A 23581-nucleotide genomic window follows, 5' to 3' on the forward strand; every position below is an offset into this window, starting at 1 on the left:
ATTATTTAGATGCTATTATATTTATTAAAATTTTATTGCTTAAAGGAGACTACTATGAAAAATGTCAGAGAATTAGTGTTGGTATCGTTATTTGCAGCAATCACTTGCATACTATCTATTGTATCTATTCCGCTTCCTTTTACTCCAGTCCCTATAACTCTACAGCTTCTTGCAGTTACTATGTCTAGTGCTGTTCTAGGGAAAAGACTTGGATTTTATTCGCAAGCTGTTTATACGCTTTTAGGCGCTGTTGGCCTTCCTGTATTTGCAGGTGGCAAAGCTGGTTTTTCTGTACTGCTTGGACCTACAGGTGGATACATATTTGGTTTTATGGCGAGTGCCTTTGTCATAGGATGGCTAATTGAAATCTTTGCATCAAAACAACAAAACCCAAAGGCTGAGTATCTGGCTATACTTTTTAGTATGGTAGCAGGACTTCTCGTTATCTATACCTTTGGCGTAATTCAGCTTATGTTAGTTGCTAAGCTTTCTTTAATCCAAGGTTTACTAGGAGGAGTTACCCCATTCATACTTGCCGATATAATCAAAATCGCTTTGGGTTCTTCTGTTGCATATTCAGTTAGAAAATCTCTTATAAAATCATCACTTATACTTAGCTAGATTCTAGCTACACCAGTTTTTATTGCCGCCTCTGCTACAGCTTTTGCTACCTGCTTTGCTACCTCTTTATCAAGAGCGTCTGGAATTACATATTCAGGACTTAGCTTATCTTCAGGTATTATATTAGCTATGGCATAGGCTGCTGCTATTTTCATCTCTTCATTAATATCACTTGCTCTCACATCTAGAGCACCTCTAAAAATCCCTGGAAATGCAAGTACATTATTAATTTGATTAGCAAAATCTGAGCGGCCAGTTCCTACTACTTTAGCTCCTGCTGATATCGCAATATCAGGCATAATTTCTGGGACCGGGTTTGCCATTGCAAATATAATTGAATCCTTTGCCATAGATTTAACCATAGGCTCATTTACCATATCTGCCGCAGATACTCCTATAAATACATCCGCATCCTTCATTGCATCTTCTAAAGTCCCTGTAATCTGATGAGGGTTAGTTATTTTGCATAGCTCATCTTTTAAGAAGTTTCCTCTTGTATCCATGTTTTTATGTAATATTCCTTTTGTATCACAAATAATTATATTTGTAGCTCCTAAGCCAAGTAGCATCTTTACTATAGCACTTCCTGCCGCTCCTGCTCCATTTACTGCTATTTTAAGCTCGCTCATGGATTTATTTACTAGCTTTAGAGCATTAATTAGCCCTGCGCAAACTACGATAGCCGTTCCATGCTGATCATCATGAAATACTGGTATATCTAGTTCTTTTCTCAGCCTTTCCTCTATTTCTATACATCTAGGGGCAGAAATATCCTCTAGATTTATTCCTCCAAATGTTGGAGCTATCATTTTTACTGCTTTAATTATCTCCTCAGTGTCTGTAGAGCTGAGGCAAATGGGAAAAGCATCTACATCTGCAAAAGCTTTGAATAGTATTGCTTTGCCTTCCATAACAGGTAGCCCTGCCTCAGGACCGATATCTCCAAGACCAAGCACTGCTGTTCCATCAGTAACAACTGCTACAAGATTCCCCTTTGAAGTATATTTGTAAACATCTGATTTGTTTTGATTTATTTTTCTGCATGGTTCAGCAACTCCAGGTGTATAAGCTATGCTTAAATCATCCCTAGATTCAAGCTTCACCTTGCTTGCTATACTTATCTTCCCTTTGCTCTTTTCATGTAGCTCTAGTGCCATTTTGTTATAATCCTTCAATCTTATATCCCCTTTCAAATGTTTATCTCTTTTAGTCTTCTAAATAATATTTGGTATCTTTCTAAATCCTTGCCTTCTTTAGCAATAACTCCTGAATTGTAAAATTCAACCTTGCCGCTGCCTTGATTGAGGCTTTTTTTAGTTCTAAGAATGTTTTGAAGATGCCTTATTGTCCCTTCGTTACCATCTATTATACTTATTTCTTTGGTCACAAGCTTTTGTATCATATCCTTAAAAAATATAAAGTGAGTGCACCCTAAAACCAATGTCTGGTAATCCTTTAAATTAATCTCCTTAAACTGATTCTCAAGATATTTAGTTATTCTTGTCTCATCAAAATCAAGTCTTTCCGCAAACTGAACCAATTCTTGAAGCTCCAGTAAATCCACTATACTTTCGCTATCTAAAGCACTTATGAGATTATGCAGCTTTTCTTCCTTTAAAGTAAGCTTAGTAGCTGTAACAAGCACCTTTTTGTTTTCTATATCAGTATACCTGACTGCTGGTTTTACTGCAGGCTCCATACCTATTATAGGGATATCATACTTTTTTCTTAAATCCTCTATTGCTACGCTAGTAGCCGTATTGCAAGCAACTACTATAGCCTTGACATTCTTGCTTACTATAAAATCCATAGCTTTAAAAACAAGCTCTCTTACCTCAGCTTTAGTTTTAATTCCATAGGGTTGATTTTCAGTATCCGCATAATATATATAGTCTTCAAGAGGCATCATTTCAAGAGCTTTGTGAAGCACCGTAAGTCCACCTATCCCAGAATCAAAAAAACCAATTTTATATCTCTCTTCCTTATTGCTCATTTTCATCTACCTTCTAGCTTTTCCAGTAATTTTTTCTATATCTATTTTTACTACAGTTGTCTTATGCTTATCATTGGCTATATATTTCATCCCTGAATCCATAAAATCAGGTGAATATTTTTTTATCAGGCACTCAAGAGCATGTAGCTTTTCCTCTTGCTCAATTATGCTAGCTCTTCCAAATACTATTACGCTCTCATATTCAGTTGAAAATTTTGAAGGCAGTACATTCGTATCTCCAACTACGCAAAATGAAACTTTTGAAGAAAAATTTATATTATCTAATTTATGTCCCTCGGTAGCCCCATGAATATAGATGCTCGAGTCCTCAAAAGCATAGCTTACGGGTACTACATATGGATATCCATCTTCCCCTATGGTAGCAAGGCTTCCATATTCAGCTTTTGTCAAAATCTCTTTCGCTTCCTCTATAGCTAGCTGTCTATCACTTCTTCTCATTTCTCTTTGCATAATTCACACCTCTTTCTTTTTTCAAATCACTATATTATATTATACATGGTCTAATGATGAATTCAAAGAATTTCGCATATCTATCTAAATAAATAGCTTGACCAGTCGATACTATATTATGTAAAATTTCTATTATAGACTAAGAAAATAGTCCTAGTCTAGGTAACCATAATAATATTAAGTGAGGTAAAAATGAAAATAGTTGCAGATAGTAGTTGTGATTTAACCGCTGAGCTAAAAAAAGAGCTCGATGTCACTTTAGTTCCGCTTACCATAAGAGTAGGAGAAAAAAATTTTAGGGACGACGAAACCCTAAACCTTGATGAAATGATGAGAGCTATAAAAGCTCACGATAAAGCAGCTCAATCTGCTTGCCCTTCCCCTCAGGATTTTATTGATGCCTTTGGTGAAGCTAAATCTGTATTTGTAGTAACTATGACAGCCGCTCTAAGTGGGACTTACAATTCTGCAATGAAAGCAAAAGAATTATTCCAAGAAGAAACTGAAAACAGCTTTGTACATATTTTTAACTCAAAAGGCTCGTCAGTCAAAGAAACTATGATAGCCGTTAAGCTAAAAGAGCTTATCGATATGAAGCTTACAGAATCAGATATAGTAGAAAAAACTGAACATTATATCGAAAACATGAAATATATATTCCAGCTAGGAAGTCTTGATACTATGATAAAAAACGGCAGGGTATCTAAGCTAAAAGGTATGATTGCAAATGTCCTAAATATCCGTCCTATACTATGCTCTAGTCCTGAAGGCGAAGTTGAGCTTATCGAAAATGTGAGAAGTGAGAAAAAATCTCTTCGTAGACTTGTAGAATTAATCGGAGAAATGGGCGACAATTTTGAAGATAAAATTCTGGGAATATCACATTGTTATGCCAGTGAAAAAGCAGAATATCTAAAGAAAGAAATAGAATCACGCTACCCTTTCAAAAAAGTATTTATAGTCCCTATGGCTGGGCTTAGCAGTCTTTACACGAATGAAGGAGGCATCACAATAGCCTTTTAATTTTATAATAAATATACTTGACTCTCACCTTACGTTATCCTTTATAGTGAAATCAAGGAGGCGATATAGTGCTTAAAATAAAAGAATTGTCTGAGCTTGTAGGTATAAGTGTGCGCACACTTCATCATTATGACAGCATAGGACTTTTATGTCCCGAAAAAACTGAAGCCGGCTACAGAATATATTCTGATAAAGATATCGACTGCCTCCAGCAGATATTGTTTTTTAAAGAATTAGGTTTTTCCCTTAAAGAAATAAAAAATATTATTTCAGATCCTAGTTTTAATAAGGAAGAAGCCTTGCTTACTCACAAAAAAATGTTGCTTGATAAACAAGCTCATATAAGTAAGCTAGTAGAAACAATTGATAAAACTATTAGGTATCAAAAAGGAGAGATAGCAATGACAGATAAAGAAAAATTCGAGGGCTTTGATTTTTCTCAAGGCGATTTGTACGAAAAGGAAGCTAGGGAAAAATGGGGCGATAAAGCAGTAGATGACTCAAAAGCCAAAATTAAAGGTAACGAAGCAGAGCTAGGTGAGAAAATGAACGCTATATATAGAAATCTAGCATCTCTAAGACATCTGTCTCCAGAGTCAAACGAAGCTCAAGCTGCCATAGAGCAGTGGTTTTATTTTCTCAATGATATGGGTTCATACTCACTAGAGGCTTTGGAAGGACTAGGCGAAATGTATGTAGCTGATGAGAGGTTCACAAAAAATATCGATAAATTCGGAGAAGGTCTTGCACTTTTTATGAGAGATGCTATGAAAATTTATTCTCATAAAAAGAAATAAACCTATTAATGAAATAAAAGATTGCAAATTACGACAGAAAACTTTGAAATTTAAATGATCTTGATTAACCATAATTATTAAAGGGCAGCTATATAGCCACCCTTTAATTTTTTTGCAGTAGAATTTTAGATTCAAAAAATTTAATAATCTATCCCTCAATTGAGAGAATTAATTCTTTAGTATTATCTCATTACCTTCTATTACGATTTTATTTATAGCGTTTATATCCACTGGCTCCATAAATGTCCACACATAAGTAGCTTTTGTTTTGCTAGACATATTTGATCCGCCATTTAAAAAAATCTCGCTTCCTGACTTGTCAAAAACCTTTAAATTTACATATCCATTATTAGGATTTTTACCGTTGAGATTAAGCTCAATAGATATAGGAGAAATAGAAAGAGATTCAACTATAGATTCTTCATCATCTATTTTAATTTTTTCATCAAGCTTAATTTTCTTGTTTGTAACTTTATAATTTGCATTAAATGGTATCTTCCATACTCCTTGAGTTTTGTTTAGCTCTTTAGAATACCATCCCGATAAATCATACTGTTTTAGCTCTTCTGGTGTAGAAATATCATATACATAATAACCATAAGAGCTATCTTGATTCGAGGCGCTTTCAAAAATATTGTAGATAGGGTTTATATCAGTCTGACTCGAGCCCTTACCCTGTACTTTTTGTGATAAGGTAGGCCCGAAGGATTGTCTTTGATTAATAAATCTTGTCACGATATGGAGCTTTCCATCTACAAAAGCAATATTATCTATAAATACTCCATCCAAATCCTCAAACATTTGCCTATCTAAACCTCGTGGCTGAAGCTTATGGCTAGGTATGTTATTCTCATATTCTGTCTGGTACATATCATCTTTATTTTCTTTAGCCCATTTTATTTCCTCTGAGTTGTCGACTATAGTCTGCTTGTAATTTGCAGTGCTCTCAGTATATAGCTTATATAAATCTAGCTTACTTTTAGATAGATTATCTAAAGATACTGGATTTAGTTCTTCTATTATATTTTCGATTACTATTTCTCCAGTTTCACCAGCAATTTTATCATTTTCTGACATTACTACAAACAACCGAGGTTTTTTTCCAAAATCCTCATTCTCACTGTTAACAACTCTCCACGACATACCACTTCCACTGTTTTCTACTCCAATATTTTGATTAAACCAAACGAATTTAGGTCTATTTATTTTTATTTGAAATTGTTCAAAGGCTATATTATTTCCTTTAAACGCTCTCCCATTTGTATTTTCAAAATCAATTACAAAATAGGCGTTTTTTTCATCTCCAGCCATTGAAACTAAGGTGGCTTTTATACCATTTAGCTGAGCACTTCGCTGAGGATGTGTACTGCTTTCCTCCAAATACTGGCTTTTATTATCAAACAAATCCTTAAAGGCTTCATTTTTATCTAATGCATATACAGAGGTCGTAAGCACAGCCATCGTTAACAATCCAGTTATAATTGACTTTTTATTAAAGATATTTACTTTCCTGTACTTAGCAGTTGATATACTATATCTATCTCTTGTTTCCATGGATTTTTCGTCATAAAATTGCTCTATCCATACAGCATCACAGGCTTTTGCAATTTGCTTGGATGCCAGGTTATCCTCTCTTATAGTTATAACAACTTCATCAAACCCACGCTTACTCGCTTCTATAAGTACTAGCTTTAGAATTTGCTTGCCATAGCCTCTTCCTCTATATCTAGGTGCAATATCATAGCCTATGTGACCTGCTTCAAAAACTTCCTCATGCCTCACCCTAGCTACCCCTACTACTTCATCCTCATCCACTAGCCAAAATGTAGACGTCGCAACCCAGTCTCCGATATTGATGCCCTTTGATGCCTCGTCTAAAGAGCTTAAATATAAATCAAAATCCTCAAGTGCTTTTTCATATATTCCAAAATAGTGACTGTCATTTACTTCCTTGTATGAATTTACATAGGTTTTAAAAGTACTTTCATATATTTTATTAGGCGGTGCTAGAAATATTTTTCCCATATTTATCCCCCTTTGGATTCATATATCTTTAAGTATAGTTTAGATTATTTGGTAATAAATTACAAAACTAAAACAAATAATCCTCTCATACTCTCCTTGTTTGGTTTTAAGACCTTGCTTGTTAAAGAGAAATATTTATGTGATAATAGAAAAAATACTAAATTCAGGAGGAAATCATGAAGAAAATTATTGTATTTGGAAGTAAGCATTGCCCAGATTGTCAGCCTATGCAGGATTATTTAAAGGAAAATAATATAGATTTTATATACCTTGATATCACTGAAAATATGTTCTATCTAAAAACCTTTCTAAAGCTTAGAGATACAAGAGAAGAATTTGCTGAGATAAAAGCTAAAGGACTAGTTGGAATTCCTTGCGTAAATGTAAATGATGGAGAAGCACTTTATTTTGAAAAGCCTTCTATAGAGTCGTTAGTATAAGAAAATTTCATATAAGCTCAAGGAGAAAAAGATGAAAAGCAAAAATATTCTACTTATTAATGACCTTCCAGGCTATGGTAAGGTAGCGCTTTCAGCTATGCTCCCTATATTGTCTAAGATGGGTTATAGTCTTTATAATCTTCCTACTGCACTGGTGTCCAATACTCTTGATTATGGGAAGTTTGAAATTTTAGATACTACTTCTTATATGGAAAATACCATTAAAGTTTGGAATGAATTAGAGTTTCAATTTGACTGTATATCTACTGGATTTATTCTATCTAGTAAGCAAGTAGATATAATAACTAGTTATATTAAGTCGCAAAACAACCCAAATCTTCTTGTTGTAGTTGATCCTATTATGGGTGACGATGGAAAGCTCTACAATGGAATAACTCAAGAAACTGTTGCTCATATGAAAGAGCTCTCTAGCTACGCTGATATTTTGATTCCAAACTACACAGAAGCAGCTTTTATAGCAGGTTTATTTACAGATAAACCCAGCTTAACAAAATCTGAGATTAATGCTTTAATCGATAAGCTTGTATCCCAAGGTTCAAAATCTGTAGTAATAACAAGTATTATTGAAAAAGATTCAAACAATCACTTCGTTTGTGGCTATGATGACAAATCAAAAACTTACTTTTATCTGCCTTATGACTATATTCCAGTGAGATTTCCTGGAACTGGCGATATATTTTCTGCTGTAATGGTAGGAGAACTTTTAAAAGAAACCTCATTAGAGCTAAGCGTTAAAAAAGCAATGGATATAGTCGCTAGGCTGATAGAAAAGAATAAAAATAGCCAAGATAAGTTCAAAGGAATATTTATAGAAAAAGATTTAGACAGTATTTTATAAATCGCAAAAAAAATGACAGGATAGCTTCCTGTCATTTTTTATTTAAGGTGTCTTAACAATGCATTAGAAGGTATAAATTATTCTGTTACTAGTTGTAAGTCAACTGGAACAAAGTCTTCTACGCTTTCACCATCTAGTATTTTCTTAGCAGTTTCAACGCCTAGCTCTCCGATTAATGAAGGCTGCTGAGCTACTGTAGCACTCATTTTACCTTCTTTAACAGCTGCAACAGCATCGTCTGTAGCATCAAATCCAACAATTATTATCTCTCTTCCAGATGCTTCGATTGCTTTTTGAGCTCCTAATGCCATTTCATCATTGTGAGCAAAAACTGCATCTATTTCTGGTTGAGCTTGAAGAATGTTTTCCATAACTGATAGACCTTGAGTTCTGTCAAAATCAGCAACTTGCTTAGCAACTACTTCGATTTCAGTTCCCGCTATAGCATCGTTAAAGCCTTGTCCACGATCTCTAGCTGCAGAGGTTCCTGCGATTCCTTCTAATTCTACTACTTTACCTTTTCCACCAAGAAGTGAAACAATGTGCTCTCCAGCCATAACTCCACCTGCTACGTTATCAGAAGCGATATGTGATACAACTTCGCCTTGATTAGCTCCACGGTCAAGTGTAACTACTGGAACATTTTTGTTGTTTGCTGCGATTATAGCATTTCCTACAGCATCTGAGTCTGTCGGGTTGATTAAGATAAGAGAAACGCCTTGAGTTAATAAATCTTCAACGTTAGCAAGTTCTTGCGCTGGGTCGTTTTGAGAATCAAGCACTACAAGCTCCATACCCATATCCTTAGCTTTTTGCTCTGCTCCTTCTTTTAATGAAACAAAGAAAGGATTGTTAAGAGTAGATACTACCAAACCAATTTTTGCTGCTCCTGCTGCTTCTTCTGCAGCTGGTTCCTCTGTTGCTGCAGGCTGACTTTGGCAAGCTGTAAGGTTAAAAACTAAAGCTGCCAGTAACACAAATGATAAAACTAACTTTTTCATTGTTACCCTCCTCTTAAAATATACTATTTGTTTTTTCTATCTAACAACACTGCGAGTAAAATAACGGACCCTTTAGCAAGCATTTGGAAATACGAGCTTACATCCATTAAGTTTAACGCATTGTTTAAGACCCCTATAATAAGTGCTCCTATCATTGTTCCAACAATAGTTCCAGTTCCTCCAGCTAATGAAGTACCACCTAGTACTACTGCTGCAATAGCATCTAGCTCATATCCGCTTCCTGCTGTAGGCTGAGCCGAAGATAGTCTTGATGTTATTATGATTCCTGCAAGAGCTGCCATCATACCACTTATTGCATATACAAATATCTTAACTTTGTCTGTACTTATTCCTGATAGCTTAGTTGCTTCTTCATTACCACCTAGGGCATATACGTATCTTCCAATTTTCGTCTGAGTCAAAACAAATAAAGCTACTAAAAAAGTTACAATGATTACTATTATAGGAACTGGTATGCCAAGCACATACCCATTTCCAAACCAAGCAAATAGCTTAGAATTTGCTTCAAAACCTGTGCCTATTGGCTTTCCATCAGTAAACACCAATGTAGCTCCACGTAACATGGTCATGGTTGCAAGGGTTACTATAAATGGCTGTAGCTTTCCTTTAGATATAAGCACTCCATTTAAAGCACCAACCACTAATCCAACTATCAAAGCTACAGGTATTGCTATAATAGAATCTACTCCACTTGCTAGCATCATAGCTGCAACTGCTCCAGAAAATCCTAAAATCGAGCCTACGGATAAATCTATTCCTCCTGTTAGTATTACAAAGGTCATACCTGTTGCAATAACAGCATTAATTGAGGTTTGTCTTAGAATGTTGAGTATATTCGAAGTTGTCATAAATCTGCTATTTATAAATGCTACTATAACTGAAAACACTATAAGTCCAATCAAGGACTGAAACTTAGATATATCTATTTTTTTCATAAATCACACTCCTGCTCCTATAGCTAGTCTCATAATTTCATTAGAGTTAGCTTTGTCTCTGCTGAGTACCCCAGCAATTTTACCTTCGCTCATGACCATAATTCTATCGCACACACCCAGTAGCTCAGGTATCTCAGAAGAAATCATAAGGATTCCCAGTCCATTTCTTTTAAATTCATTCATGAGTTCATAAATTTCTTTTTTTGCGCCTACATCTACTCCTCTAGTAGGCTCATCCATAATAAGTATCTTTGGCTGAGTTGATAGAGATTTCGCAATAGATACTTTCTGCTGGTTTCCTCCGCTGAGTAGCTTTACGCTCTGGTCTAAGGATGGAGTTTTTATTCTCATAGCATCCTTATAGTGAAGAACACTTTCTTTTTCCTGTTTTTTGTTTATAAGCTGACCTTTTGAAAAGCGTCCTAGAGATGAAATAGTGACATTCTTTGCAACTGACATGCCTAAAACTAGCCCTTCTTTTTTTCTATCCTCAGAAACATACACTATGCCTTGGCTTAGTGCTTGTTTTTCGTTTTTGGCTTCAAACTTTACACCATCTAGCATAATATCTTTTATTTCACATTTGATGCTTCCATATATGGATTTTGCAAGCTCGGTTCTGCCTGCCCCCATAAGTCCTGCAACACCTAATATTTCACCTTTCTTAACCACAAAGCTAATATCAGATACAAATTCATTTTTAATATTTTTAACTTCCATCAAGGTTTCATCGCTCAGTGGAGCTATATATGGATATTGTTCTTCTAGCTTTCTTCCTACCATTTTTTCAATGAGGATGGTTTCATCCATCTCAGATACTGGCATCTCATCTATAAACTGTCCATCTCTCAAAATAGTAATATCATCACAAATCTGAAATATCTCAGGAAGACGATGAGAAATATAAACTACACTCTTACCTTCACTAACTAGTTCTTTTATAACTTTGAACAAACTCTCTGCCTCAGAATCCGTAAGTGCATCTGTTGGCTCGTCCATAATTATTATTTGTGCATCGAAAGATAGAGCTTTGGCTATTTCAACCATCTGCTTTTGTCCTATGCTCAGTGAACCAACTTTGGTCTTTGGATTAATATCCATGCCTAGCTTATCTAAGAGCCTTCTGGATTCATCATGAAGATTCTTCCATGATATTCTTCCTCCACTTGATGGATATCTTCCCATAAATATATTTTCTGCAACAGACATTTCCTCTATCAAGTTAAGCTCTTGGTGAATTATCGCTATACCTTTTTGCATGGCATCCTTTGGGTTTGCTACTTCCAAGGGAGCATTATTATAATAAAGCTCTCCTGAAGTTTTTTTATAGACTCCTGATAAAATCTTCATAAGAGTAGATTTTCCTGCTCCGTTTTCACCCAGAAGTGCCATAACCTTTCCTTTGTAGACATTTAGATTTACATTATCCAAAGCCTTTACCCCAGGAAATTCCTTTGTTATATTTTCCATTCTCAGTATTACTTCTCTCATGTTATTCACCTTCAAAATTCACTCCAGATTGCAGGATAATGTTTGCATAAGGGGTACATTCTCCTGTTCTTACTATTGCTTTACTGCTAGAGCTGAGCTTTTTAAAATACTCATGTGACACAAACTCTATCTCTATTTTTTTATCATTTAGAATTTCTTTTATTTTTTTAAGCACTTCAGGGTTATTCTCTTTTATTTCCTCAGCCAAAATCACTTTTTCCATCACCATGTTTGAAGCTATAAGTGCTAGAGTAGCATCAAAGGAAGGTAATCCTTTTTCTAATGCCAAATCTATTCTCTTTACAGCAGCTGGAATAGGAAGCCCTGCATCTGCAATAACTAATTGATCCGTATGTCCCATAGCTGCCAGTACAGAAATTATTTCTGAGTTTAGTAATCTACCTCTTATCATATTAGACCCCTTTCCTTTAAATCCTCTAGTGTAGGCAGTGAGCTTTGTGCCCCTAATTTTGTAACTGTATAGGCTGCAACCTTTGTTGCAAATTCCATTGCTTCATTAATAAGAACTCCCTTTGATATCTCGCATACAAGAGCTCCCATATAGCTGTCCCCTGCCGCTGTGGTGTCTATTGCATCAACCTTAAGAGCTGGCACATAGTATTTCGAAGCTTTATCATAATACCAAGAACCTTTAGTCCCAAGAGTAACCACTAGTTCTTTAACTTTTAGCTTATCATAGCCCTTATCAAGTGATTCTTCAGCTTCAAATGCTATACCTGAAAGAGATTCAAACTCTGTTTCATTTACAACTAGCAAATCTACATCTTTTAGCAAGTCTTCATCTAAATGAGTAGCTGGAGACGGGTTAAGTACAGTGTATATATTTCTTGCTTTAGCTTGCTTTATTATTTCAGCTACAGTATCAAGTGGTATCTCTAGCTGAAGCACTACAATATCTATATCATCAAACCAAGATGGCTTAATCATATCTGGTTTTAGTAGACCATTTGTTCCTGCTATTACCACTATTGAATTGTCTGCTGACTCATTTACCATAATAAGGGCTGTCCCTGTAGGCGCTTTGTCAGTTTTCATCACTTTATCCGTAACGCCCATTTGCTTTAGGTTATCTAGAAGCTGGCTTGCAAAATCATCTGTTCCCACCATTCCAATCATGGTGACATCAGCGCCTAGCTTACCCATAGCTACAGCTTGATTTGCTCCTTTTCCTCCTGCAATAAGCTCCAGTCCATTTCCTACTACAGTTTCGCCTACTTTTGGAGTATGATGGACCTTTGTCACTTGATCCATGTTTAGGCTACCTATTACCAATATTTTTTTCATACAAAATTTCTCCTCACAAGTTATTCGAAGCGTTTTCCTTTAGCTCAAAGCAAGGTAAACGTTTAACTATTATAGACAAAGAGAATCATAGAGTCGATTCTCTTATAATTAATTCCGTTTCCAATACTACTTCATCATCAGGTTTTGATGGATTTTTAATAAAGTTAATAAGTAGCTCAGCTGCTTTATATCCCATCTTGTAGTTGGGTTGATTCACAGTCGATAAGCTAGGTGTTACCACGCTAGCTATATATATATTGTCAAATCCCATAATTCCTATATCTTCTGGGATTCTAAATCCTAGTTCTTTTATTGCTTTCATTGCACCTATCGCTATTAAATCGTTACCACAAAACACGCTGTCAAAATCAATTTTTTTGTCCATTATTTTTTTTATACCCTCATATCCCCATTCTACATCATAGGTTCCTTCAAGATATAAATCTGGATCAAAATCTATATTATGATACTTAAGAGCATTTTTATATCCCTCAAAGCGTTGAATCGATGGAGTTGAGTTCATAGAACCAGACAAGTGAAGAATTTTTTTATATCCTTTTTCAATCATATAGGACACCGCTTCAAAAGCACCCTTGGTATTATCTACTAAAATCTTGCCCTGTGTTTTAAAATCCTTCATATCTCTATCAACTGTGATTATTGGTATTCCAATCTTCATATAGTTTCTTGCAGATTCCTCTCTCACACTAGAGGTCGAAGAGGTGATAATAATGCCATCTACCATTTTTTCTTGGAGCATGTATATATAGGTTGATTCTTTTTTTAAGTTGTTATCTGAGTTACATAAAACTACATGATAGCCTGCTTGGTTCGCGTAATCCTCTACTCCTCTTGCTACCTCAGGAAAAAAAGGATTCGTTATATCTGGAATTACAAGTCCTATAGTATAGGTATTTTTTGTAATCATAGATGAGGCTATTCTATTTGGCACGTAATTTAATTCATTTATAGTTTCTAAAACTCTCTGTCTTGTCGCTGGAGTAATATTATGGTCCTTTCCATTTACCACCTTTGAAACTGTAGCAATAGATACCCCTGCAGCATTAGCGATTTCTTTAATTGTAACTTTCATAAATCACATCCGTATAAGTTCTTTTGGTTAAACGTTTTCCTAAATTATATCACAAAATTTATTCAAGTCAATAATGGATTTTTTTGCACGCTAGTTTCTAAATTCTAGGTTTTGAAAAATAATAATAAGGAAATTTAAAATCTTTAATAAAGTATTTATAAGTATTTGTAGGTATTTATAATTAAAAAATGCTACAATTGAAATATCAAAATATTTCGAAATTAAAAAATTGGATGTGCTATCCACTATGTCTCGGGTATTAATTCCAACAAGCTTTTATTCTAAAATATAATAATAAAGATAATCACTATAGAGACCAATATTACAGGAGGCAATATGAGTGTTAAAAATGAAGTCATTAACATATGCAATGATTATTTTGAAACATATCTGAAAGAGAGAAATTTTGAAAAACTGCTCCAATTCTTAAGCCAAGATTTCAAGGGGATTGGAACTGGGGAGGATGAGTTTTCTAAAGATAGCTACAATTCTATGAGGCTTTTCAAGAGGGATATTGAGCAAGCTCCTAGCGAAGTCCGGTACGAGTTTCAAGAGTTCGAAGTAGACGTAATAAGCACTTTATCAGCCATCGTGTTTTGTATCGTGGACTTTGAGACTGAGCTCTTCGGGCATGAGGTTAAACTAGGTGACCTACGGATGAGCATTTTGTTTTCAAGGGAAAGCGAGGCTGATACATTCAAAATCAGGCATCAGCATGTGTCCTTTCCTGCAAAAGAACAAGGGGTTGATGAGTCCTACCCTCTTAAGCAAATGGAAGAAAGAAACAGGATTTTGGAAATAATGGTTAATGAAAAGACCCAAGAGCTAGAAAAACTTCTTGAGCAAACCATGGTACTAGCCATAACAGATAAATTAACAGGTCTTTATAATAGGTTGGAAATAGATAAAAGGCTAGATGAAGCAATCGCAGGGTTCAAAAGATATGATACAGCTTTTTCTGTATTAATAGTTGACGTAGATAATTTTAAGAGAGTGAACGATGTGTATGGACATCAAAAAGGAGATTGGTGTTTACAGAAAACTGCTGAAATATTAAAGGAAAGAATGCGAAAAACTGATGTTTTGGGACGCTGGGGCGGAGAAGAATTTATTGTAATTTGTCCTAATACTCATTTGGCTGAGTCTGTTCTTTTAGGAGAATCCATTAGAAAAGCCATCGAGGAAGAGTCGTTCGATATAGAAGGCAATTATACTGTTAGCATAGGAATTTCTTCCGTCCAAAAGGATGACGAAGCAAACTGCATTATTAAACGAGCTGACGAAAACCTCTACCTAGCTAAAAGCAAAGGAAGAAATAGAGTAGAGCCTAGTATTTCCCCTATAACAAATTAGAGTATTTATCTATTTCAAAAAACTGCACTTGCAATCAAAGCTTCCTACTAAGTCCTAGTAATGAAAATTTTGATGCAAGTGCACTTATATTAAATCTATGAAGCTAATAGCAGTTGAGTAGGCATATAGCCCTTTACTAGAGTTTCGATAACCCATTTTCTAGCGTTATCATACTCCTCGAACAAGCTCAGGGCCTGTTTTTCATTAGAATAAACTCTCCAGTAGCCCACAGCGCAGCATTTTATTGTATCTCTTGAAGCAAAAGCTATGACATCTGATAAGGGATATCCTAAAAATATACCTATCTCATCAGGACAATTATTTCGATTCCTTTCTCTCAAAAAGCTTAGTCCCTCTTCTACCGAAGCATAATTGTCATACCCACAGCTTAAAAGATAGGATTTAACATCATTATTAAATAAAATATTTTCTAATTGCTCACGTTTATAAATAAGTATAGAAACACAGTCTTTATTTGACTTTACTTCAAAAAACTCCAGTGAAATCAGATTTTTTAGCGTTTCTTTATATTTATCCCATATATCTTTTAGTTTGAGCTTTCCATTATTATTCAGACAAATCAGTGAGGATGGTTTGGAGCTGAATAGTGTAGGAGCGGCATGATAGCATATTTTGTACATTAAATACTCTAAATCACCGTAGACATTTAATGCTTCTTTAATCAGAACTATATCTGGTCTAGTAATTGTCTGCATAGCCTAATCCAGTCCTATCTCAATAGTTTTCCAAGATCTTTGCACTGCTCAAGTGCATCAGCATCTGGAGTTTCGTTTATGATTAGTCCATCAGCAAGCAGGTTTGATCCACAAGAGTTCATACGAGCTTCCCAGTCTCTCATCCATTCACCATCACCCCAGCCGTAAGAGCCAAATAAAACTATAGGCTTTCCACTTACAACGCCTTTTATAGATTCAATGAAAGGTTCCATTTCCCCTTCTTCTAATACCTCTGCACCCATAGACGGGCATCCAAGTGCTACTGCATCAGCATGAGCTACTGTGTCTACTGATGCTTTGCTTACATCAATCAATTCAACTACTGAGCCTCCTGAGCTTGCTCCATCTGCTACAGCCTTTGCCATCATTTCTGTATTTCCAGTGCCTGACCAGTAGATAACTTTTATTTTTTTCATTGATAAGCTCCTTTCAAAAATGTCTCACTATGTAAATTTAATATTAACATCAATAAACGAAAATTATTTATTATTGATAATAATTATCGTTTAAATAAATTTTAACATTCTTGATAGTAGTTGTCAATGGAATTAGATTATCATATGCTGAATTCATAATTTAATATTGAGAAAATTAGCTTGTTTAAGCTGATTTTAAGCTTTATAATCAGGGAGGATAGTTATTATTTTTCGTAAAACTAAAAAGCTAAATCAATTTAAATTCAAGGAGACATAACAGTGGAAACTAAACGAAATACTGCAATAAAATATATGATTATAGCTTCTGTGCTTTGGAGTATAGGTGGTATTTTTATTAAGCTTATAAATTGGAATCCTATGGCTATCGCAGGCTCTAGGAGCGCTATAGCCGCTCTAGTAATGATGATGTATCTAAAAAAATTCAAATTTAAAATAAATAAGTCTATGTTAATTTGTGCCTGTTCCTATTCCTTGTTAGTTATATTGTTTGTATCTGCTAACAAGCTTACGACATCTGCAAATGCCATCTTACTTCAATTTACCTCGCCCGTATGGGTGGCTCTTCTTTCTAGAGCTATTCTTAAGCAAAAGATTTCCAGAATTGATGGTATAACTATTATCTTTGTAATACTGGGTATGATTATGTTTTTTATTGATGAGCTAGAAATGAGCTACCTTCTTGGCAATATATTAGCTATCCTAAGTGGAATAGTAATGGCCGGAATGATTCTTTTATTTCAGCAGCAAAAAGAAAATTCCCTAGTAGAGATAACTCTTTTAGGAAATGTAATTACTGCAATAGTAGGTATTCCTTTTTATTTTATATCCTCTCCAGGAATGGAAAGTGTTCTTCCTTTATTTATACTAGGCGTATTCCAGCTAGGCATACCCTACCTTCTATATGTGCTTGCTATACCGAATGTCACTGCTATTGACGCAGTACTCATTCCTGTACTTGAGCCCCTTCTCAATCCTCTATGGGTATTTATCTTTGCAAAGGAATCCCCAACGCTTTTCAGCCTTTTAGGTGGGGGATTGGTTTTGCTAAGTGTTACAGTAAGAGGAATTATAATGTCAAAAAAACTAGCTCAAATAGACTCTCCTTCACTTTAAAAGTGAAGGAGTTTTTTTACTTATTATATACATAACTATTATTAGTGTAGTAGTCATTGGTAATATGCTTGCTGATATTACGCTGACAGAAATAAACGGCATAATAAGATTATAGCTCACAGTGAAAAGAGTATGTGAAATTGTAACTGCTAATATGCTTTGGTTAGAGGCTTTGAATAGCCATCCGAAAATAATACTCCATAGAACCAGCGTAGGAATATAAGTGGATAGAAAAAATATAAACTGGTTAGGATCTTTAAAGCTAGAAAAATATAATATAGGTAAGTGCCAAATCGCCCAAATCAAACCTATAATAATGCTTCCTTTATATATAGATAGTCTCGTGGAAATGTCTCTAAATAAAAAGCCTCTCCACCCAAGCTCCTCTGTAAAAGAGAATATGAATGCAGGTATTAAATTCATTATTAAAAGCGCTGGGCTAATAATGAACTCTGATTTGCTTATAAAAATAGAGTATCCTATCGACGGGATGAGCCAAATCAAAGGAAAGCTTATTGATACTAAAACCAGCTTAAAGCTTGACATAGCAGATTTAGAACCTACTTCTAATCCTTTGCTTTTTTTATTAAAAAATTTAAAGCCTAGATTTTTTCTAAATAAAATCGAGCATATTACAGCTGATAATCCTGGCCCTAATTGCCCTAAATACCAAAGCAATAGCAGTGGATTGTCCTGAGATGCTGAGCTTATACCTGACCCTATAAATATGAGCCATGCTGTCCAAGAGAAAATGAATGTCAGTAAAATAAAACATAAATCTTCAAATTTAAATATATTGTTTTTCATTTTATCTCCTCCATTCTATCGGTGTAGCTTAAGAATATCAGGAAAGATAATTAAAAACTTTTCAAATCTTGCTGTTTTTCTTAACTGGCAATAAACAGCTAAGCTCTAGATTATTATTTTTAGCATCAATTTCGAATATATTTATTCCTTGTCTGTCGTCTAAATAGTATCCTCTGCTATCAATCCAATACATATACATGAATTCTGAAACCCAGGTCAAATATTTAATCCCATCTGAAAAGTCTGTCATGTCCTGAAATTTCATTTTCAGGACAGCTTTTGATACTTCGAAGGCTTCTACTTTTTTATATTTCATATCGATAATTTTTGAAAGCATCTGCTCTGATACTATGATACCTATGTCATAATCCATTTCATTTTGATTTTTGAACCAATTAAAATCATTAGAGCAGAGGACAAATTTCATGGTATCTGGAGTTATATGATGTGCATCAAGACTTTGCTCTAGTGTCCTTAGGCTCTTTTCTACTCTAAGGTCAAGACTCCCTCCTCTAATTCCGCTTACATCCTCATATACAATATAAAAGGAATCAGAAAAAGACATTTTTAATGAAAATTCTATTTCCAAGGCTTTGAAGGTATCTCTTATCTGGTCTTCTATGTTCTTGTCAGCTAAAAGAGTGTCTTTTGCAAATTTTGGCGAGATATTAAAAACCTTACTAAAAGCTCTAGAAAAATTAGCGGGTGATGAAAATCCCAATTTTTCTGCTAGTTTGGTTATTTTTAGATTTTTATCTCTAAATAATAAACCAGCTGAAAGCATGAGCCTGTTGTTTAGATGAAATTCTCTAAAAGGCATCCCTTTTTCTAATAGAAAAATTCTATGAAAATAAAAAGGAGAATATGAAACTGCTTTAGACACTTCACTCAAGCTTATATTCTTATATACATGAGTAATCGCATATAATATTGCTTCATGAGTTTTATCTCTGCATCTTTTTTTCATATTCTCTCTTCACCTTTATATATTATAGTATCTGCATTTTTCTTTTCTACAGCCATGTGGATGTCTATGGCTGTCCATGCAGGTATAATTATAGCTTGTATCTAAGGTTCCTCCTAGGTATTCCTGCGAATATCTACAGGCTGTTTCTAAAGCAGTATACACAAAATTTTTACAGCAACAAGGACCAGCTTGCTTAGATATATCCTCTATGACTTTTGATACTACGAACATTGTTTTTGAAGTTTCTGTATCTTTTGGACAGGCCGCTCCTAAAATCACACTGTATACGCTACCTATAGCCGGTGCTATGCCACAGATTCCAGTAAGTCCGCAATAAGCTCCTATAGCTTGTTTTTTGGTTCTATTTAATGCCTCTTTAATGTCTTCATCTGTTATTCTTATAGTTTTTTCATTTCTAATTGCTGCTATTAATGCTCCTGCGGCTACCCATGCATGCTCACAGCCGAGCATAGGAAGCTTTGTTTTATCAATTATTTCATTAGCTATCACAAATGGATTTATCCCTTCTGAACAAATACTCATATCATAAATTAAATCAAAAGTATCTTCTCCATGACAGCTATCACATATATAGTGTCCATTAGGACAACTCACATAGCCTAACTCAGTTTTATTACATTTCATACATGTAAATTCTTGTCCGCTTTGAAAATAATCTAGCGTTGCTTTGCATACAAGGCAGTTTTCACTGCTTGTGTCGGTCTGCACCCCTGCAGTTTCTGTAGCTGGTCCTCAGCAGCCCCCTACATGACTAGTTTTATCTATCATTTACCTCACTCCCATTTATTTATATCTACCCTTATATAAGCTTACCATAAATCTAATTTTTATCCCAATCTATAAATTTACGGCGTAAGCCTCATTTTATCTCTAGGAAAAGCTGAAGCATATCTTACATTGTCAAATCCTAGGAGCATTGAAGTGATTCTCTCTAAGCCAATTGCAAACCCTCCATGAGGCGGCATTCCATATTTAAATATATAAAGGTAATCCTTAAACTGTTCCTTGGACAATCCTCGTTTTACTATATTTTCTAAAAGCTGATTATAGTTGTGAATCCTCTGACCTCCAGTTGTTATCTCAAGTCCTCTAAATAATAGGTCAAAGCTTCTGGTTTCGCCTTCACCATAAGGCATAGTGTACATTGGTCTTTTGCTTTGAGGATAATGTGTTATAAATACAAAATCTGAATTAAACTCTCTCTTTATATACTCTGAAATTAACTTTTCTCCCTTAGGGCTTAAATCCGTCTGTAAGTCATTTAGGTTATACTTTTCATTTAGTATAGCAATTGCTTCAGACAGTTTCATTTTAGGTATTTGATATGGAACCTTTGGTAGCTGTGCACCAAGGAGCTCAAGCTCTCTGCTGCATTTACTTTCTACTTCTTTCATCATAAAATCTAATAATCTATTTTCAAGCTCCATAATCTCATACTCGTCTTGGATAAATCCAAACTCTACATCAAGGCTTACATATTCATTGAGATGTCTTTTTGTGTCGTGGCTTTCAGCTCTATACACATGTCCAATCTCAAATACCCTCTCAAATCCTGCTCCCACCATCATCTGTTTATAAAATTGTGGACTCTGAGCCAAATATGCCTTAGTCTCGAAATAATTTAGCTCAAATAAATTGCTTCCTCCTTCTGTTCCTTGAGCTACAATCTTGGGTGTAAAAATTTGAGTAAAATCATTTTTAATTAAAAACTCAGAAAAAGCTTGAGCTAAAACAGCTTTCACCTTAAGCACTGCTCCTAATTTAGGATTTCTAAGTGAAAGCGCCCTATTATTTAGCATCACATCCAAGCTTATATCCATATTTTCCTTGTTTATTTCAATTGGCAAATCTTCATTTGCAGGAGATAGCATGTCGATAGAAATAACCTGAATCTCCAAGCTTTCTGATTTACCTTGAGCTAATTTTACTTTTCCCTTAATCTTTATTACGGCTTCTAGCTTTAAATCTTTTATGTCAATAGTTTTTGTATCTATAACGCATTGGACTAGGCCAGATTTATCCCTTAAAATAATAAAGGCTATTTTCCCAAGCTTTCTTAATCTATGAATCCATCCACTTACAACCACCTCTTGATTTAAATAGCTACTTAGCTCTGCTATCATAATTCTTTTCATAATGCATTCCCCTCACTTTTCTATAAATAACAAAAGCCCACTTCTTAATTAAGAAGCGAGCTTATCTCACGGTACCATTCTTATTAACTGCCATATAGCTAGCAGTTATCTCTTATTTCTATAACGGGAACTCCGGATTCATCTACTTGCTGGGCCCAGCTTTTGAATCATCAACTCAAGGATGTCTTTCAATATGCTTCATCTTCTTGGGCTCTCACCATCCCCAATTCGCTGAAAGATTCCAGATATCTACTCTTCCTTTCACAGTTTTTACTATATTTTTACGAAGTATACTCCTTTGAAATTTACTTGTCAAGTAGTTTACATTTTTTTACTATAGATAAACTTAATAGATATTGCCGTTTCTATAATAATTTTCAATTTGACCTATATTGTTAAATAACGTAATATTATCGTCGACAATGAATACTAAAAAAGGAGATAAAATCATGAAAAAGAAGTTAGTTACTTTATTTTTAAGCGGACTTTTAGTAATGTCTTTAGCTACTGGATGCTCTGCAAAACCAGCTGAGCAAGGTACGCAGGAACAAGCAGCTCCTGAAGCTGAACAAACTATAGCTTCAGTTGAGAAAACTAAGGTATATGTTACACCAGAATGGGTAAAAAGCGTCATCGATAAAAACCAGCCTGAATCTGAAAATTACATAATTTTAGAAGCTGCCTGGGGTACAGAAAAAGATAGCCCAGACTATTTAAAAGCTCATCTTCCAGGTGCTATTCACCTTAACACAGATGAAATAGAAGAACCTGAATATTGGAATATTAGAAATGCTGAAGAAATAACAGCTGTAATGTCAAAATATGGAATTACTAAGGATACTACTGTTATAGTTTATGGCCCTGACTCAGGAACTGAAAGAGTTGCCTTTGTAATGCTATGGGCAGGCGTTGAAAACGTTAAGGTTCTAGATGGTGGCCTTGCTGCTTGGACTGAGGCAGGTTACGAAACAGAAGAAGGCAATATACTTCCAACTGCTACAACAGAAGATTTTGGAGTACAAATTCCAGCTCACCCTGAGTATGTTATAGCTATGCCAAAAGATGCTAGCGAAGCAATGAAAGCTAACGATAAGTTCAGACTTGTAAGTATAAGAAGCCTAGATGAATTCACTGGAAAAATTAGCGGCTACAGCTATATAGAAAAAACTGGAGAGCCAGAAGGTGCTCTTTGGGGACATGACGAATTCGATTATTATAACGAAGATGGAACTATAGCTGATTTTGATAAAGCTGTACAGATGTGGAGCGAGCAAGGTATCACTAAAGAAAATGAAATTGCATTTTATTGTGGTACAGGCTGGAGAGCTTGTGTTCCATGGCTAATGGCTTATGAAAATGGTTGGACTAACGTAAAATTATACGACGGTGGATGGTTTGCATGGCAAATGGATGAAACAAATCCAGTTCAAAAAATCACACCAGAAGAAGCTGCTGCAAGATATAACTAGGTATATTAATTACCCCAGATATTACATTCTCTAACTTGAGATATATCTGGGGTAATTTTTTCATAAATATTATTTTTCTGCCATTATCATAAACATTAGTGTCGATGCATAGTTAATTTGTTCTTCCTCATCCCATACAACTTTTCCAATATTTTGTTCTATCATAATTTTCGAATATCCGTTATTTATAAGCACAGCGGCATCCCACTGAGGTCTCATTGTTTTACTAAGTGGTAAATTTCTTGATATTTATTCCACCCTTATATAACGCTCTATTCCATTCTTTATATGCTGTAAATGTTATTTATTCTTTATAAAACCATTGAGGTGTCATGGGTAATGTTTATACTATAAAAAGTGTCTGGAAAATGTTAAAATTTAGAAATAACTACTTGAATTTTCCGTAAGATAGCAAAGATATGAAATTTTAATAAAAAATGTTTTTTAGATTAAGTTCAAAATGTGAT

General features: G+C 34.8%; 25 protein-coding genes and 1 other annotated feature. Of the genes, 8 read left to right on the plus strand and 17 right to left on the minus strand.

The window, feature by feature from the left end:
* Nucleotides 1-54: 54 nt before the first annotated feature.
* Nucleotides 55-621 (plus strand): biotin transporter BioY, encoded by a 567-nt coding sequence (locus tag B5X47_RS10790; RefSeq protein WP_079590159.1) that lies wholly within the window; start codon nucleotides 55-57, stop codon nucleotides 619-621.
* Here B5X47_RS10790 and B5X47_RS10795 read toward each other — a convergent pair.
* Genes B5X47_RS10795 through B5X47_RS10805 form a run of 3 tightly spaced genes read right to left on the minus strand, consistent with a single transcriptional unit; the run spans nucleotide 618 to nucleotide 3085 of the window.
* Nucleotides 618-1778 carry an NAD(P)-dependent malic enzyme gene (locus tag B5X47_RS10795; protein WP_079590327.1) on the minus strand — a complete coding sequence of 387 codons (1161 nt, stop codon included), beginning with the start codon at nucleotides 1776-1778 and terminating at the stop codon, nucleotides 618-620. The genes B5X47_RS10790 and B5X47_RS10795 overlap by 4 nt on opposite strands.
* A 32-nt stretch (nucleotides 1779-1810) precedes the next feature.
* On the minus strand, nucleotides 1811-2614 hold the full coding sequence (gene murI, locus B5X47_RS10800) for a glutamate racemase (RefSeq protein ID WP_330395771.1): 804 nt from the start codon (nucleotides 2612-2614) through the stop codon (nucleotides 1811-1813).
* Between the two features lie 6 nt (nucleotides 2615-2620).
* On the minus strand, nucleotides 2621-3085 hold the full coding sequence (locus B5X47_RS10805; RefSeq protein WP_013362610.1) for a pyridoxamine 5'-phosphate oxidase family protein: 465 nt from the start codon (nucleotides 3083-3085) through the stop codon (nucleotides 2621-2623).
* A gap of 192 nt (nucleotides 3086-3277) precedes the next feature.
* Between B5X47_RS10805 and B5X47_RS10810 the strand changes: the two genes are divergently transcribed.
* On the plus strand, nucleotides 3278-4108 hold the full coding sequence (locus B5X47_RS10810; protein ID WP_079590161.1) for a DegV family protein: 831 nt from the start codon (nucleotides 3278-3280) through the stop codon (nucleotides 4106-4108).
* 68 nt (nucleotides 4109-4176) lie between these two features.
* On the plus strand, nucleotides 4177-4905 hold the full coding sequence (locus B5X47_RS10815; RefSeq protein ID WP_200805111.1) for a MerR family transcriptional regulator: 729 nt from the start codon (nucleotides 4177-4179) through the stop codon (nucleotides 4903-4905).
* A 168-nt stretch (nucleotides 4906-5073) separates the two neighbouring features.
* Here the strand turns inward: B5X47_RS10815 and B5X47_RS10820 are convergent, their stop codons facing one another.
* The gene (locus B5X47_RS10820; protein ID WP_079590163.1) at nucleotides 5074-6930 is read right to left on the minus strand and encodes a GNAT family N-acetyltransferase; all 1857 of its coding nucleotides are present in this window, start codon (nucleotides 6928-6930) and stop codon (nucleotides 5074-5076) included.
* Nucleotides 6931-7106: 176 nt separating this feature from the next.
* Here B5X47_RS10820 and B5X47_RS10825 point away from each other — a divergent pair, with 176 nt between their 5' ends.
* Nucleotides 7107-7370, plus strand: coding sequence for a glutaredoxin domain-containing protein (locus B5X47_RS10825; protein ID WP_079590164.1), 264 nt, complete (start codon nucleotides 7107-7109; stop codon nucleotides 7368-7370).
* A gap of 31 nt (nucleotides 7371-7401) precedes the next feature.
* A complete protein-coding gene (locus B5X47_RS10830) occupies nucleotides 7402-8229 on the plus strand; it encodes a pyridoxamine kinase (protein WP_079590165.1) in 828 nt (275 codons plus the stop codon).
* 77 nt (nucleotides 8230-8306) lie between these two features.
* On the opposite strand, the gene rbsB is transcribed toward B5X47_RS10830, so the two are convergent.
* The 6 genes from rbsB to B5X47_RS10860 form a co-directional block, all read right to left on the minus strand.
* A complete protein-coding gene (rbsB, locus tag B5X47_RS10835) occupies nucleotides 8307-9230 on the minus strand; it encodes a ribose ABC transporter substrate-binding protein RbsB (RefSeq protein WP_079590166.1) in 924 nt (307 codons plus the stop codon).
* Between the two features lie 23 nt (nucleotides 9231-9253).
* Nucleotides 9254-10186 carry a ribose ABC transporter permease gene (gene rbsC / locus B5X47_RS10840; protein ID WP_079590167.1) on the minus strand — a complete coding sequence of 311 codons (933 nt, stop codon included), beginning with the start codon at nucleotides 10184-10186 and terminating at the stop codon, nucleotides 9254-9256.
* A gap of 3 nt (nucleotides 10187-10189) precedes the next feature.
* Nucleotides 10190-11677, minus strand: a complete 1488-nt coding sequence (locus B5X47_RS10845; RefSeq protein ID WP_079590168.1) for a sugar ABC transporter ATP-binding protein — start codon at nucleotides 11675-11677, stop codon at nucleotides 10190-10192.
* Between the two features lies 1 nt (nucleotide 11678).
* Entirely contained in the window at nucleotides 11679-12089 is a 411-nt protein-coding gene (gene rbsD / locus B5X47_RS10850; protein WP_079590169.1) for a D-ribose pyranase, read from the minus strand.
* Complete coding sequence (gene rbsK, locus B5X47_RS10855; RefSeq protein ID WP_079590170.1) at nucleotides 12086-12982, minus strand: ribokinase; 897 nt, start codon at nucleotides 12980-12982, stop codon at nucleotides 12086-12088. The genes rbsD and rbsK overlap by 4 nt, the downstream gene beginning before the upstream one ends.
* Before the next feature lie 85 nt (nucleotides 12983-13067).
* Nucleotides 13068-14075 (minus strand): LacI family DNA-binding transcriptional regulator, encoded by a 1008-nt coding sequence (locus B5X47_RS10860; RefSeq protein ID WP_079590171.1) that lies wholly within the window; start codon nucleotides 14073-14075, stop codon nucleotides 13068-13070.
* A gap of 336 nt (nucleotides 14076-14411) precedes the next feature.
* Between B5X47_RS10860 and B5X47_RS10865 the strand changes: the two genes are divergently transcribed.
* A complete protein-coding gene (locus tag B5X47_RS10865; RefSeq protein ID WP_079590172.1) occupies nucleotides 14412-15428 on the plus strand; it encodes a diguanylate cyclase in 1017 nt (338 codons plus the stop codon).
* A gap of 95 nt (nucleotides 15429-15523) precedes the next feature.
* Here B5X47_RS10865 and B5X47_RS10870 read toward each other — a convergent pair whose 3' ends face one another.
* Nucleotides 15524-16144, minus strand: coding sequence for a DUF3793 family protein (locus B5X47_RS10870; RefSeq protein ID WP_079590173.1), 621 nt, complete (start codon nucleotides 16142-16144; stop codon nucleotides 15524-15526).
* Nucleotides 16145-16158: 14 nt separating this feature from the next.
* Nucleotides 16159-16581: a flavodoxin gene (locus B5X47_RS10875; protein WP_079590174.1), complete on the minus strand. Its 423-nt coding sequence runs from the start codon at nucleotides 16579-16581 to the stop codon at nucleotides 16159-16161.
* 279 nt (nucleotides 16582-16860) lie between these two features.
* Between B5X47_RS10875 and B5X47_RS10880 the strand changes: the two genes are divergently transcribed.
* Nucleotides 16861-17715, plus strand: a complete 855-nt coding sequence (locus B5X47_RS10880; protein WP_079590175.1) for a DMT family transporter — start codon at nucleotides 16861-16863, stop codon at nucleotides 17713-17715.
* On the opposite strand, the gene B5X47_RS14105 is transcribed toward B5X47_RS10880, so the two are convergent.
* The 4 genes from B5X47_RS14105 to aspS all read right to left on the minus strand — a co-directional run bounded on the left by B5X47_RS14105 (nucleotide 17707) and on the right by aspS (nucleotide 21645).
* On the minus strand, nucleotides 17707-18522 hold the full coding sequence (locus B5X47_RS14105) for a CPBP family intramembrane glutamic endopeptidase (protein WP_079590176.1): 816 nt from the start codon (nucleotides 18520-18522) through the stop codon (nucleotides 17707-17709). The two genes, B5X47_RS10880 and B5X47_RS14105, sit on opposite strands and share 9 nt — an antisense overlap.
* 61 nt (nucleotides 18523-18583) lie before the next feature.
* Nucleotides 18584-19489: a helix-turn-helix transcriptional regulator gene (locus tag B5X47_RS10890; protein ID WP_079590177.1), complete on the minus strand. Its 906-nt coding sequence runs from the start codon at nucleotides 19487-19489 to the stop codon at nucleotides 18584-18586.
* 15 nt (nucleotides 19490-19504) lie between these two features.
* On the minus strand, nucleotides 19505-20278 hold the full coding sequence (locus B5X47_RS10895) for a DUF5714 domain-containing protein (RefSeq protein WP_408605647.1): 774 nt from the start codon (nucleotides 20276-20278) through the stop codon (nucleotides 19505-19507).
* A gap of 77 nt (nucleotides 20279-20355) precedes the next feature.
* Complete coding sequence (gene aspS / locus B5X47_RS10900; RefSeq protein WP_079590179.1) at nucleotides 20356-21645, minus strand: aspartate--tRNA(Asn) ligase; 1290 nt, start codon at nucleotides 21643-21645, stop codon at nucleotides 20356-20358.
* A gap of 48 nt (nucleotides 21646-21693) precedes the next feature.
* Nucleotides 21694-21919: a binding site (T-box leader), on the minus strand.
* Between the two features lie 175 nt (nucleotides 21920-22094).
* Between aspS and B5X47_RS10905 the strand changes: the two genes are divergently transcribed.
* Entirely contained in the window at nucleotides 22095-23114 is a 1020-nt protein-coding gene (locus B5X47_RS10905) for a sulfurtransferase (RefSeq protein WP_079590180.1), read from the plus strand.
* A 69-nt stretch (nucleotides 23115-23183) separates the two neighbouring features.
* On the opposite strand, the gene B5X47_RS10910 is transcribed toward B5X47_RS10905, so the two are convergent.
* Nucleotides 23184-23333, minus strand: a complete 150-nt coding sequence (locus B5X47_RS10910) for a hypothetical protein (protein WP_200805112.1) — start codon at nucleotides 23331-23333, stop codon at nucleotides 23184-23186.
* Between the last annotated feature and the right edge of the window lie 248 nt (nucleotides 23334-23581).

The sequence above is a fragment of the Acetoanaerobium noterae genome (assembly GCF_900168025.1).
In the GTDB taxonomy this organism is placed as follows: Bacteria; Bacillota; Clostridia; order Peptostreptococcales; family Filifactoraceae; genus Acetoanaerobium; species Acetoanaerobium noterae.